The sequence below is a fragment of the Segetibacter koreensis DSM 18137 genome (assembly GCF_000374045.1).
Classification (GTDB): Bacteria; Bacteroidota; Bacteroidia; order Chitinophagales; family Chitinophagaceae; genus Segetibacter; species Segetibacter koreensis.
In genome coordinates this window covers 72,644-85,271 of record NZ_KB893386.1, presented here as the reverse complement: position 1 = coordinate 85,271, position 12,628 = coordinate 72,644, and the positions used below count along the sequence as shown (strand labels likewise).

The 12,628-nt window shown below is 37.8% G+C and carries 13 protein-coding genes; 10 read left to right on the top strand and 3 right to left on the bottom strand.

What is annotated here, in order from left to right; translation table 11 throughout:
- Positions 1-100: 100 nt before the first annotated feature.
- Positions 101-1,351, top strand: coding sequence for a 3-deoxy-D-manno-octulosonic acid transferase (locus tag B154_RS0126625; RefSeq protein ID WP_018617410.1), 1,251 nt, complete (start codon positions 101-103; stop codon positions 1,349-1,351).
- Here the strand turns inward: B154_RS0126625 and B154_RS0126620 are convergent.
- Positions 1,324-2,136, bottom strand: a complete 813-nt coding sequence (locus tag B154_RS0126620) for a hypothetical protein (RefSeq protein WP_018617409.1) — start codon at positions 2,134-2,136, stop codon at positions 1,324-1,326. The two genes, B154_RS0126625 and B154_RS0126620, sit on opposite strands and share 28 nt — an antisense overlap.
- 83 nt (positions 2,137-2,219) lie before the next feature.
- On the opposite strand from B154_RS0126620, the gene B154_RS0126615 reads away from it, so the two are divergent.
- The 9 genes from B154_RS0126615 (at position 2,220) to B154_RS0126570 (ending at position 10,658) form a co-directional block, all read left to right on the top strand.
- A complete protein-coding gene (locus tag B154_RS0126615) occupies positions 2,220-2,789 on the top strand; it encodes a thymidine kinase (RefSeq protein ID WP_018617408.1) in 570 nt (189 codons plus the stop codon).
- Positions 2,790-2,990: 201 nt separating this feature from the next.
- Positions 2,991-3,650 carry a heme exporter protein CcmB gene (locus B154_RS0126605; RefSeq protein WP_018617407.1) on the top strand — a complete coding sequence of 220 codons (660 nt, stop codon included), beginning with the start codon at positions 2,991-2,993 and terminating at the stop codon, positions 3,648-3,650.
- Positions 3,651-3,797: 147 nt separating this feature from the next.
- Positions 3,798-4,478 carry a cytochrome c biogenesis protein CcsA gene (ccsA, locus tag B154_RS0126600; RefSeq protein ID WP_018617406.1) on the top strand — a complete coding sequence of 227 codons (681 nt, stop codon included), beginning with the start codon at positions 3,798-3,800 and terminating at the stop codon, positions 4,476-4,478.
- Positions 4,471-4,704, top strand: a complete 234-nt coding sequence (locus tag B154_RS0126595; RefSeq protein WP_018617405.1) for a CcmD family protein — start codon at positions 4,471-4,473, stop codon at positions 4,702-4,704. The genes ccsA and B154_RS0126595 overlap by 8 nt, the downstream gene beginning before the upstream one ends.
- Before the next feature lie 333 nt (positions 4,705-5,037).
- Positions 5,038-6,456 (top strand): Glu/Leu/Phe/Val family dehydrogenase, encoded by a 1,419-nt coding sequence (locus tag B154_RS0126590; protein ID WP_018617404.1) that lies wholly within the window; start codon positions 5,038-5,040, stop codon positions 6,454-6,456.
- Between the two features lie 274 nt (positions 6,457-6,730).
- The gene (locus tag B154_RS0126585; RefSeq protein ID WP_018617403.1) at positions 6,731-8,269 is read left to right on the top strand and encodes an SUMF1/EgtB/PvdO family nonheme iron enzyme; all 1,539 of its coding nucleotides are present in this window, start codon (positions 6,731-6,733) and stop codon (positions 8,267-8,269) included.
- Between the two features lie 178 nt (positions 8,270-8,447).
- The gene (locus tag B154_RS0126580; protein ID WP_026260471.1) at positions 8,448-9,731 is read left to right on the top strand and encodes a UDP-N-acetylmuramoyl-tripeptide--D-alanyl-D-alanine ligase; all 1,284 of its coding nucleotides are present in this window, start codon (positions 8,448-8,450) and stop codon (positions 9,729-9,731) included.
- A 96-nt stretch (positions 9,732-9,827) separates the two neighbouring features.
- Complete coding sequence (trxA, locus tag B154_RS0126575; RefSeq protein WP_018617401.1) at positions 9,828-10,145, top strand: thioredoxin; 318 nt, start codon at positions 9,828-9,830, stop codon at positions 10,143-10,145.
- A gap of 57 nt (positions 10,146-10,202) precedes the next feature.
- The gene (locus B154_RS0126570) at positions 10,203-10,658 is read left to right on the top strand and encodes a DUF983 domain-containing protein (protein WP_018617400.1); all 456 of its coding nucleotides are present in this window, start codon (positions 10,203-10,205) and stop codon (positions 10,656-10,658) included.
- A gap of 91 nt (positions 10,659-10,749) precedes the next feature.
- Here the strand turns inward: B154_RS0126570 and B154_RS0126565 are convergent, their stop codons facing one another.
- Together B154_RS0126565 and B154_RS0126560 are read right to left on the bottom strand one after the other, a co-directional pair.
- Positions 10,750-11,919 (bottom strand): trans-sulfuration enzyme family protein, encoded by a 1,170-nt coding sequence (locus B154_RS0126565; protein ID WP_018617399.1) that lies wholly within the window; start codon positions 11,917-11,919, stop codon positions 10,750-10,752.
- Positions 11,920-12,126: 207 nt separating this feature from the next.
- Positions 12,127-12,561 carry an OsmC family protein gene (locus B154_RS0126560; protein ID WP_018617398.1) on the bottom strand — a complete coding sequence of 145 codons (435 nt, stop codon included), beginning with the start codon at positions 12,559-12,561 and terminating at the stop codon, positions 12,127-12,129.
- Positions 12,562-12,628 lie beyond the last annotated feature (67 nt).

Genomic DNA, 12,628 nt, shown 5'->3' with positions numbered 1-12,628 from the left:
AGTTTTTTACGTGCGCGCAAAGCTACAGTAAAACACCTTTACGGTACTTACTCAGTTTTAAGAATCCGAACAGCTATTTTTGTTGAAATATTTATATTGGATGGAAGTTTTGTATCAAATTTTTATTCGCCTGTATCCTTTTTTTGTCCGGCTTTCTTCTCCCTTTAATGAAAAAGCAAAATTTTGGACGGAAGGACGTAAAAAAGTTTTAAAGAGAATGCAGGAGGGTATTGATCCTGCTCATCCCTTAATTTGGATGCATTGTGCTTCACTTGGAGAGTTTGAACAGGGAAGGCCTCTGATTGAAAAAATCAGGAAAGAATGCCCTTCTTATAAAATATTGCTTACCTTTTTTTCGCCCTCGGGTTACGAGGTTAGAAAAAATTATAACGGTGCTGATTATATCTTTTACCTTCCCATGGATAGCAGGAATCATGCGTATACATTTATGGAAATTGCTAAGCCAAGTCTTATTCTTTTTGTTAAATATGAATTCTGGTATTATTATCTAAACGAAGCAAAAAAGAGAAATATTCCATTATTATTGGTTTCGGGGATATTTAGGAAAAATCAACCTTTTTTTTCAAAATACGGCTACTTTTATCGTGCATCGCTCTCGTGCTTTACCCATTTTTTTGTTCAGAATGAAGAATCGCTTTCTCTTTTAAAGGACATTGGTTTCAGGGAAAATGTTACGATAAGCGGCGATACACGCTTTGACCGGGTAATAGAGATTGCGCAGCAATTTGAACCAATAACTTCTATTGAAGAATTTTGTAATGGTTCGGATATAATTGTTGCCGGAAGCACATGGTACGAAGACGATAAAATACTTGCTGAGTATGCAAACAGAAAAAGAAGTGTAAAATTTATAATAGCACCGCATAACATCAGTAAACAGAGGCTTGGTGAATGCCAAAGGCTTTATAAAACTGCTGTTCTATTTTCTGAATTGAAAACCCTAAAAGCTTCTTCAGATATCAATACGATAATAATTGACAATATTGGCATGCTCAGCAGATTGTATAAGTATGCCACCATAACTTATATAGGTGGCGGTTTTGGTACAGATGGAGTTCACAACGTGCTGGAAGGAGCAGTTTATGGAAAACCTGTTGTTTTTGGACCAGTCTATGATAAATTTATAGAAGCTGTTGAATTAGTTAAAAATGGAGGAGCAGTTAGTATAGGTAATGCTTCTGCTTTAGAAGCAACTTTTAATCAACTTCTTGATAAAGATGAAAAATTTATAGACACTTCCCGTGCCGCATTAAATTATGTTTACAACAAGAAGGGTGCAACTGGAAAAATTCTTGAATATATTTATAAGAATCGTCTTTTAACTAGGTGATCAAAAGTTTTAACCAATTCAAGGTTTGTGTCCCATCCCAGTTTTAGTTTCAGTTCCCGCTGTATCCAGAATTCAGCTTCTGCTAAAATATGAAAACCATTAATTGTTTTTATTGAACGCTCATACATATTTTCATCATCCCTGAACAACTCATGAATGAAACGGTGTCGGTCATTTATGCTGATAGCTTTCTTTAAATCTTTTATTGGGGTATCCTGAAGAACAGACGCCATTTCTGATTTGTTCTGCTTCAATTTATCATTTATTGACGCCAGTGTTCCCTCATTTATCATTGTTTGATTCAATTCATAAACTGCATTTTCCTGGTGTGCTAAAGTGGGAACTTCAAAAACCGGATCTAATGACCATGACGTTTTCTTTTCTTCCTTAGGTGGAAATACAGTAAGCCAGGGGTTTTGCTCTACAAAATGTGGAATAGGTTCCGGTTCAGGTTTGGGCGTAGGTGAAGGTTCGGTTTCCGGCATTGGTGCTTCAGGCTCAGGTATAGGTTCAGCCACCGGCACAGGTTCTGTTTCAGGTTTCGGCACTGGTTTATAAGAAGCGTTGCCTGTTTCGTCGTTTTGAATAAACTCAACAGGTGCTGCTATAGCGTTAGGAACTACAACCGAAATATTTTTACTCTCAATGTCCTTGTCATTTGCCTGGTTAGCCTGCAGCAATAATTCATTATGCAATAATTGTACGGTCACCAACAAGTTCTGCACCTCGGCGTTCTGCTGAAACTGCTTCTGTAATTTATCAATCAAAACTCCCACTCTTTCCATAGAATAAATACATTTGACGATTAGTAAGCGGTTATAAAGTAAAATTACTAACTCTTTGCATACAATAACAAGTTATATTTATAATGTTTATCGAACCAAATTACCACGGGGAGCGACGTGGTTGGATAGAAGTTATCTGTGGAAGCATGTTTAGCGGTAAGACGGAAGAGCTTATCCGCCGGTTGAAAAGGGCTAAAATAGCCAATTTAAAAGTAGAAATTTTTAAACCTTCTATCGATGTTCGCTTCGACGAAACGGCCGTCGTCAGTCATGATTCAAACTATATACATTCCACACCTGTTGATCATTCTCACACTATAACGAAATTGATAAATAGTGTAGACATTGTCGGCATTGACGAAGCCCAGTTTTTTGATGATGGAATAACCAACGTCTGTGAAACGCTTGCATTACGAGGCATAAGGGTGATAGTTGCCGGGCTTGACATGGATTACCAGGGAAGGCCCTTTGGACCAATGCCTCAACTGCTTGCCGTTGCAGATTTTATAACAAAGCTGCATGCAATTTGTGTAAAATGCGGCAACCTTGCAAGTATGTCTTACCGCAAGTCTTTAGATAAAGACCAGGTGTTACTGGGCGAACAGGACATATATGAGCCACGTTGCCGTAAATGTTATTATGAAGGATATTAACCTTTCTTTTGGTTTTATTACAGAAAGTTCTAAGTTGAAAGCATTTGAAGTAACGACAGCAAACTACTGATTATGGGTCCTTACTGCTCATTACGTTTATCAGTTGTATTTTCGCGGTTTTTATTATTCTTTGGCTTGTGCTAATAGATTAAAATGATAAAGTATTTTCAAAAATTCCATTAATTAAAATTCAAGGTTTAATTGAATAGCATTAAAAGTATAATTACCCTGTTTAAAAAAGATGTGTTGCTGGAGGTGCGGCAGCAATACAGCTTTTATGGCGTATTACTATATGTTTCTTCTACTATTTTTGTTTTGTACCTCGCTATGGGGCGGCCTGAAGACGACGTGTGGAACGGATTGTTTTGGATGATACAATTATTTGTATGTGTGAATGCAGTGGCGAAAAGTTTTTTACAGGAAAATAAGGGAAGAATGCTTTATTTCTATTCTATAGCGGGCCCAAGAGATTTCATTCTTTCAAAATTGCTTTTTAATGCATTGCTAATGCTTGTAATGAGCATTATGAGTTTATTCCTTTTTGTTTTTCTGATGGGGAACCCGCTTAAACAACCCTTGCAATTTATTGGGCTGGCTACCTTAGGGGGCGTGAGCCTGAGCGTAGTATTTACTTTTTTAGCGGCTATTGCAGCCAAAGCCCAACAACAAGCTGCTCTTATGGCCATTTTAGGTTTCCCGATAATTATTCCGCAACTGCTGCTGCTAATGAAAATTGCCACCATAGCTTTCTCGTCAGTTATACAGGCGGGCCTTGGGCAAATGGTTCTTTTACTTCTTGGTTTAGATGCAATGGTAGTAGTTCTGTCAATTATTTTATTTCCTTTTTTGTGGAAAGATTAATAACGCGTATTCTTCATTATGCTAATTTTTACATTATCGTTGTTTTTCGTTGATACCCTTTCCCGTACTTTTGTCACTTTAAAATTAAGATAAGCTGAGTAAGATGGTATCGTTACCACAGTTCTTCAGCAATAAAATAAAACAACCATGATTAGAAAATCCTGGTGGAAAGTGCTATCAGTAGTTTTTCTGTTATTTACATTTACTGCAGGTTTTCTTATTAAGGTTCCACATATAGGAAATCTTTACGGATCTATCCGAAACTTTTTTTTCCACGTGCCAATGTGGTTCGGTATGATGGTGCTTTTTATTGTTTCTGTTATTTATGCCATCAAATTTCTTCGAAATCCTTCCATTGATGCTGATATTTATTCGCGTGAATATGCAAAGACAGGAATTGTTTTTGGAGTTTTAGGATTAATTACAGGAGCAATTTGGGCAAATTATACCTGGGGCGAAGCATGGAGCAATGACCCCAAGCAATTGCTTGCAGCTATTGCCTTGCTTATATATGCCGCATATTTTATACTTAGAAATTCCATTCCTGATGTAGATAAGAGGGCAAAGATTGGAGCGGTATATAATGTGTTTGCCTGTGCCATGCTCTTTCCAACTCTTTGGATAATACCGAGAATGGTCGAAAGTCTTCACCCGGGCGGACAAGGTGTTGAGGGAAACCCGGGAATGGGTGGCGGCAAAGACCTTGACCCAGCTATGCGCATGGTATTTTGGCCTGCAGTTGTGGGATGGACATTGTTAGGAGTATGGATTACAACCCTAAGAATTAGACTTGAACAATTTAAAGAAAAACAATCGGTAAATGGTTAATTACAAAAAAACATTTTTAGCTGCTTTTGCATTTTTAATAACGCTCAGTTCTATAGCTCAGACTGCTACTGCACCTGATACAAGTCATGAAAATGGTTTCATGCGAAGCGAAGGAAAAATTTATGTAGTAATGGTTGTTGTTATCACCATACTTGCAGGCCTGATATTGTACATATCTCGCTTAGATAAAAAGTTGAGTAAGCTGGAAAAAGGTGGAAACTTTTAATTATCCTTACTTATCTATTGTCACAATAGTAAAAACGTCAGCCTCATTATCCTACTCTCAACATCATTACTGTAGTAATCTTTATAAGTTGAAGGAAATTATACCAATTTTCTAAAAGTTTTTATTTGATTAAATTGAATAGCTTTAATATAAGTTGAGACAAGCTGAAAAGAAAAATCGTTGTACAAGTGAGTGACACAACGATTTTGAGAAAAGGTCTTCAGCTGGTGCATACCTTTTATTGTCGAAACTGATCTTTGTCGGACTAAATGTATATTTTGAAATTTTATTTACGATTGTTCCTTATATGAAATTTTTAAAAATTCAAATAATATGACAGTAACAGAAAACTATAGTTTTTTTGATAGTGTTACGAGAAGTTTTGACAAAGCGGCAAGGTTCACCAGTTGGGATCCGGGAATTCTTGAACAAATTAAAGCCTGTAACAGTGTTTACAAAATGAAGTTTCCGGTACGGATTGGAAATAATGTTGAAGTAATAGAAGCATACCGCGTGCAGCATAGTCATCACAAGACTCCTTGCAAAGGTGGTATACGTTTTAGCATGGAAGTTAACCAGGATGAGGTGATGGCTCTGGCTGCTTTAATGACTTATAAATGCGCTATTGTAAATGTACCTTTTGGGGGTGGCAAAGGCGGCATTAAGATTGACCCCAAGAAATATACGGCTTTTGAGCTAGAAAAAATTACCCGTCGATATACGTCAGAATTAATAAAGAAAAATTTTATTGGTCCCGGTACAGATGTACCTGCGCCTGATTATGGCACTGGTGCAAGAGAAATGGCATGGATTCTTGATACATATGTTGCAATGCATCCTTCAGAAGTGGATGCAGCAGCTTGCGTTACAGGGAAACCTGTCTCACAGGGTGGCGTTCGCGGACGTACCGAAGCTACCGGTCTCGGTGTATTTTATGGTATAAGAGAAGTGTGTAATATGCCTGATAGAATGGCCAAATTGGGCCTGAACACCGGCATAGAAGGTAAAACTGTGGTTGTACAAGGTTTGGGAAATGTGGGTTATCACTGTGCAAAGTATTTTAGAGAACATGGTGCAAAGGTTATCGCAATCGCAGAGTGGGAGGGAGCTATTTATAACTGTGAAGGCCTGAATGAAGAAGAAGTTTTTCAACACCGAAAGGCAAAAGGAACAATATTAAATTTCCCAAAAAGTAAAAACCTGGCTGTAAATACAGATGCACTTGAACTGGAATGTGATATTTTGATTCCGGCAGCATTGGAAAATGTCATTAATGGACAGAATGCACCGCGTGTAAAAGCAAAAATAATTGGTGAAGCGGCAAATGGCCCTTTAACACCAGAAGCCGATGAAATTTTTATTGCAAAAGGTATACTGGTGGTACCCGATATGTATCTTAACGCAGGAGGAGTGACGGTAAGTTATTTTGAATGGCTCAAGAATCTCAGTCATGTGAGGTATGGCCGTTTGGAGAAACGTTTTACTGAGAATATGAATAAGCACATTATCGGGCAGATTGAAGAGTTAACCGGTAAAGATGTTGATGCCAAAGAAAAGTTGTTTATTGAACACGGTGCTGATGAAATAGACCTTGTGCATAGTGGACTTGAAGAGACAATGGTAAATGCTACAAGAGAAATAATGGAGGTTTGGAAAAGTAATCCTGAAATTCCGGATATGCGAACTGCAGCCTATGTTTCAGCAATTAATAAAGTTGCTACCAGTTATGCAGAATTAGGGATTTTTCCTTAATAACCTTTGTTATCGCGAGATTGTAAAGTAGATTAATTACAAGGGAATTTGTGGTATAATTTTTAGTTTTATAAACTGGCTGATTTTGATTAACCTACTTTTTAACAAGAGAGCTCGGAGATAGAGCATTTTCAATATTAATCTTTTCCTAACATTGTTCTAAAGTAATAGTTATTCAATTATCTGGATAAATCTTTTATATTCGCATAGCTTAAGAATTGTTTTTTACAATAATTATTTTTTCATAGCGTTTATTAGAGTTAAAATGTTTGAAATGCAACAAATAGTGCGTCTGAAAAATTCCATCTTTTTGTTAGGAGCCCTGGCATTAGCGGCTTCATGTAAACATAAAGTCCAAAAGTCAGAGATGACTGGTTGGAATTACAACGATAAGAACATGGGGGGTTATAACGTTGCTAAGGCAAAGGATATTAAAACCGGCCCAGGGTTGGTGTTTGTAGAAGGTGGAACTTTTACTATGGGCGCAACAACCGAAGACGTTATGGGCGATTGGAATAATATTCCCCGCCGTGTAACTGTAAACTCTTTTTTTATTGATAAGACAGAAGTTGCAAACGTTCACTACCGGGAATATATCCATTGGATTGAAAATGTATTTTCTGATCCTCAATATGATGCAGTGGTTCAGGGCGCAAAACCAGATACGCTTGTGTGGAGAAGTGAACTGGCCTATAATGAGCCTTATGTAGAATATTATTTCCGTCATCCATCTTATAATTTTTATCCAGTTGTAGGAGTGAACTGGAAACAGGCATACGATTTCAGCGTATGGCGTACCGACAGGGTAAACGAAGGAGCTTTGGTCGCAAAGGGGTATCAAAACAAAAATGTAATTAAAACTGAACTTGCGGGAGGTGGCCAGGAAAACTTTAATACAAAATCTTACCTTATGGGTGAATACCAGGGTATACCCGGTAAGCCTAAAAAGAATGATTTGAAAGACTCACAGGGCCGTCCACGTACTCGTGTTGCTTTTGATGATGGAATATTATTGCCAGGTTATCGTTTGCCAACTGAAGCAGAATGGGAATATGCTGCATTAGGATATATAAACCAAAACCCTCAACCACGCAGAAGTGAGAAAAAACGAGGCGAAGAAAATAATTCTAACCGACAAATTTATGCATGGCAAAACGATGGCTACGATAATCTTCGGGCGACGAAGCGTGGCGCGTGGCAGGGTAGTTTTTTAGCTAACTTCAAACGCGGAAGTGGTGATAATATGGGTGTTGCCGGAGGATTAAATGATCGGTCTGCTATACCTGCAGAGGTAACAGCTTTTTTTCCTAACGGATTTGGAATATATAACATGAGTGGAAACGTAAGTGAATGGGTTGCCGACGTTTATCGCCCATTAACCAGTATTGAGGCAGATGATTTTAACCCTTATCGTGGTAACCGTTTCCAAAAGATAGATATGAGCGGTGGAGAAGGTAATCTGAGAGACAGCCTTGGAAGAATAAAAATGGTGGATGAATCTGATTCGACTTTACGTACCCGTAGAAATTATCAGAGGTCATATGCTATAAACTTTCTTGATGGAGACTCTTTGAGTAATGCTTACTACGGCTACGGAGTAACGACATTGATAAGCGATAAATCGAGAGTTATTAAAGGTGGTAGCTGGAACGACAGACCGTATTGGTTAAGCCCCGGCACCCGTCGTTTTATGGAAGAAGATCAAAGCAGCAGTACCGTTGGTTTCCGTTGTGCTATGATTGCACCAGGATCTCCGGAAGGTAATAAACGAAAAACCGGTAACTTCTTTCCTGCCAGAAGACAAAAAAGATAAGGTACAAGGTAAATACAAAACAAAGAGCTATCCGTTAATCGGGTAGCTTTTTTGTTTTCTGACATAACTTTTCTACTTCCTTTTTCGAAGATTATTATCCAAAATTTCTCAAATGGTTAAAATCCTTTCAACCTTTCACTCGGGGTTTTTTAATTTTGCTTCCAAAAAAACCATCACTTTGACTACAGAACAATTATACCAGCTTTATCTTCAGCACCCTTCTATCCAAACGGATACGCGGAAGCTAAAACAGGGAGACATTTTCTTTGCGCTTTCCGGGCCTAACTTCAATGGTAATGATTTTGCTGTGAAAGCTGTTCAAGAAGGTGCAGCCTATGCTATTGTTGATAAAGAAATTGCAAATGAAGGTGGGCGTATATTAAAAGTAGGTAATGTTCTGGATAGTCTTCAACTGCTTGCGAAATATCACCGTGAGCAATTTAATATTCCTTTTATAGCCATTACAGGCAGTAATGGAAAAACAACAACAAAGGAACTTGTAAGTACTGTACTTGCTTCTCATTTTAAAACGTACACCACGAAGGGAAACTTAAATAATCACATCGGCATACCGCTTACCTTGCTGCAGGTAAAGGAAGATGCAGAAGTGGCGGTAATCGAAATGGGGGCAAATCATCAAAAAGAAATTAAAGGTTATTGCGAATACACCGAACCTACGCATGGCATTATTACAAATTGCGGAAAAGCACACCTTGAAGGTTTTGGTAGCTTGGAAGGGGTAAGGATTGGTAAAGGTGAACTATTTGATTACTTACGCGAAAATAATGGAACAGCATTTATCTTTAATGATTATGAATATTTGAAGGAAATGAGCAAAGGCATTGGGGAAGTAATTAGTTATGGAACAGGCGACTCATTCGTTACGGGCAAAGCTTTACCTTCAGAAAATTTTTTGGTGGTACAACTTACTAACAAAGAATCATCTGTAATAATTAAAACGCAATTAGTTGGGGACTACAACTTGCCCAACGCATTATGTGCTGTAGCTGTTGGAAAATATTTTAATGTCCCATTAAAAAAAATAGTTGAGGCTATTGAAGGTTACGTTCCAGGCAACAGCCGTAGCCAAATGCTTGTAAAAGGTTCTAACCATATCATCCTTGATGCTTACAATGCCAATCCTACAAGTATGAAACTTGCTATTGAAAACATTGCAAAAATAAAATCTGACGCAAAAGTGCTTATGCTGGGGGGTATGATGGAATTGGGTGAAGAAAGTTTGCAGGAGCATCAAAACATAATTGAGCTTATAAAAAAATATGCATGGACTACAGTGCTGCTAGTAGGAGGCGATTTTAAAAAAACAAAACATCCTTTTTTATACTTCAACAATTCCACCGAAGCTGCAAATTGGTGCCGGCAACAAAATTTTCAGAATGCTTACTTTTTAATAAAAGGCAGCAGAAGTATACAAATGGAAAAAATTGCAGAAAGCTTGTAAGCCGTAATGTCATGTTATTAAAAAATATTGTAACGGGTATGAAAGTTGTTACATTACGAGTAATTGCTTTTAAAACAGTTAATTAAATGTAGTGTTATGAATACGCAAGTAAAAGAAACTTTTCGGGACATAATAAATGGAGAAAAACCTGTATTGGTAGACTTTCATGCAGAGTGGTGCGGCCCTTGTAAAATGATGAAACCTATATTGGAAGAATTAAGACAGTTGATGGGCGATAGCATCAGAATCTTAAAAATAGACGTAGATAAAAATCAACCCATTGCCAGTTCACTAAACATTTCTGGTGTTCCAACTCTTATGTTATTTAAAAAAGGTCAAACGCTTTGGAGACAGTCTGGCGTTGTTGCTGCGAAACAATTGCAATCAATTATTAATCAGAAAGCCATGATATAAGATTTGCGATTATAATATCAATACTTGAATGATTACCTTGCATATTAATTTATCGTTATGATTGACAAAAACAGGAAACCATCGTACCTGTGGACGGTGTTGACAAATCGTTGCCCGCGTTGCCGCGAAGGCAAGATTTATGTTACAGAGAATGCATATGATTTTAAGAATAATATGAAAATGCATGATAAATGTCCTGTCTGCGGTCAACCGACAGAGATTGAGGTTGGCTTCTATTATGGTACAAGCTATGTGAGTTATGCCGTAACGGTTGCTTACAGCGTGGCTACCTTTATTGCCTGGTGGGTGCTATTAGGATTTTCTTTATATAATAACAGTATTTTTTATTGGTTAATATTTAACGGCGTCACATTATTAGCATTGCAGCCCATTTTCATGCGTTTGTCCAGATCTCTTTGGCTGAGCTGGTTTGTGAAATACGACCGTGACTGGGAGGAGAAAAAAGCAAAAGATTACGAGAGAATTGTAAAAGAGCATATGAATAACTGGTAAATTTTTATAGCTAATTCATATTAAAATGTAATAAAAAGTCTCTGAGTTTTTCAGAGACTTTTTATTACAAATGCCTGCGGTATACTTTAAATCAACACTTTTCCAACGCTTGCAAAATATCATTCAATATATCGTCGTGGTGTTCAAGGCCGACAGATATCCTGATTAATCCTGGTGTAATGTTTACTGCAAGTCTTTCTTCTTCTGTAAGTTTTGCATGGGTAGTACTTGCCGGGTGAGAAGCAATGCTTCGGGTATCACCTAAATTTGCAGTAAGGGTAAGCATCTTCAGGTTATTTAAAAAATTACGTCCCGCCTCTAAACCACCCTTTAATTCAAAACAAACTATCCCGCCCCCGCTTTTCATTTGTTTTCTTGCAATTGCATATTGAGGATGCCCCGGCAACTCCGGGTACTTTAACCATGAGATTTTATTGTTATTTTCTAGAGCTTTTGCAATAAAAAGAGCATTTTTTGCATGACGCTCCATGCGCACATCCAAGGTTTCAAGACTTCTGCTTAATACCCATGCATTAAATGGGGACATAGAAGGTCCGGTACTTCTGCAGAACAGGTAAATATCTTTTATCAGGTCTTTATTACCTACAACTACTCCACCTAATACGCGGCCCTGGCCGTCCAGCCACTTTGTAGCCGAATGAACAACAAGGTCTGCACCCAGTTCAATAGGCCTTTGACCGATAGGTGTAGCAAAGCAGTTATCGACATTTAAAATAACATTATGTTTTTTAGCGAGATTAGCTACCAGCTCAATATCGATTATATCCAATCCTGGATTAGTGGGCGTTTCCATGTAGATCATCTTCGTGTTAGGTCGTATTGCCGCTTCCCACTCTTCTGGCTTGTCTGCATCTACATAACTGTACTCAATTCCATATTTAGGCAGGTATTTCGTGATCACCGTATGTGTACTTCCAAATATTGCATTGCATGCTAACAAGTGATCACCACTTTTTAATAGTGCCATAAATGATGCGAATACTGCACTCATACCTGACGCCGTAGCAAATCCTGCTTCTGCCCCTTCCAGTGCCACCATTCTGTCTATAAACTCCTGTACCGACGGGTTACTGAATCGAGTGTAAATATTATTGTCAGTCTGATCTGCAAAAGTCGCTCTCATTTCCTCTGCATCTTCATAAGTAAAACTACTTGTGAGATATAAGGGAGATGAATGTTCCATTTCTTTTGTTTGCTCAGTTCTGATTCTTATTGCCTGTGTTATTGGATGTTGTTCCATTAATTAAGAATTTTTAATACCGGATAAAAAAGAAGTGTTAACGGGCTTTTTATAAAAAATCTAAAAAGCTGCAAAGGGAAAATCAATTCATACAAGTGAAGGATACTGACATAAATCAGCAGACGGCACAATGTAAAAAAGACTCTAAGTCAGTTGATAACTTATTATTTGAAATGATGCTACTGAAAAGCCCTACGTATAATAAGCTTAAGGTTGCACAGTTTCCAAAACTTTTACATCCCAGTTAATTTTGCAACCAGCCCGGCGTATAGTCTCAGCAACAGAGCAATATTTATCCATAGAAAGCGCACAGGCCCGGCGGGCTTTATCGATATCAATATTACCTTTTAATTCGAAAATGATATTTACTGTTTTCCATAGAGAAGGTTCAACTCCGGCTTCACGTTCGCCTTCAATTTTCATATCAAATCCTTCAACCGTTTGCCGTTGTTTTTTTAAAATAGAAACAATGTCAATGCCGCTACAACCTCCCAGTCCCATCAGCAATAACTGCATTGGCCTTACGCCAAAATTCACTCCTCCCGACTCCGGTTTGCTGTCTATTTTCACAACATGCCCGTTGGCATCTTTGGCTTCAAATCCAAAATCTCCTTCTACCCTGGACAATTCAATTTTATCCATAAAAAAATATTTTTGCAAATGTAATTCAAGCAAGCCTTTACTTTGGGTTTTGAACTGAGAAGATAAA

What these genes read in the sequence shown, in the direction of transcription:
- B154_RS0126570 (WP_018617400.1), top strand. Translation starts at nt 10,203, where the DNA reads ATGATTGACAAAAACAGGAAACCATCGTACCTGTGGACGGTGTTGACA.
- B154_RS0126615 (WP_018617408.1), top strand. Translation starts at nt 2,220, where the DNA reads ATGTTTATCGAACCAAATTACCACGGGGAGCGACGTGGTTGGATAGAA.
- B154_RS0126595 (WP_018617405.1), top strand. Translation starts at nt 4,471, where the DNA reads ATGGTTAATTACAAAAAAACATTTTTAGCTGCTTTTGCATTTTTAATA.
- B154_RS0126625 (WP_018617410.1), top strand. Translation starts at nt 101, where the DNA reads ATGGAAGTTTTGTATCAAATTTTTATTCGCCTGTATCCTTTTTTTGTC.
- B154_RS0126620 (WP_018617409.1), bottom strand. Translation starts at nt 2,136, where the DNA reads ATGGAAAGAGTGGGAGTTTTGATTGATAAATTACAGAAGCAGTTTCAG.
- B154_RS0126590 (WP_018617404.1), top strand. Translation starts at nt 5,038, where the DNA reads ATGACAGTAACAGAAAACTATAGTTTTTTTGATAGTGTTACGAGAAGT.
- ccsA (WP_018617406.1), top strand. Translation starts at nt 3,798, where the DNA reads ATGATTAGAAAATCCTGGTGGAAAGTGCTATCAGTAGTTTTTCTGTTA.
- B154_RS0126565 (WP_018617399.1), bottom strand. Translation starts at nt 11,919, where the DNA reads ATGGAACAACATCCAATAACACAGGCAATAAGAATCAGAACTGAGCAA.
- B154_RS0126560 (WP_018617398.1), bottom strand. Translation starts at nt 12,561, where the DNA reads ATGGATAAAATTGAATTGTCCAGGGTAGAAGGAGATTTTGGATTTGAA.
- trxA (WP_018617401.1), top strand. Translation starts at nt 9,828, where the DNA reads ATGAATACGCAAGTAAAAGAAACTTTTCGGGACATAATAAATGGAGAA.
- B154_RS0126585 (WP_018617403.1), top strand. Translation starts at nt 6,731, where the DNA reads ATGCAACAAATAGTGCGTCTGAAAAATTCCATCTTTTTGTTAGGAGCC.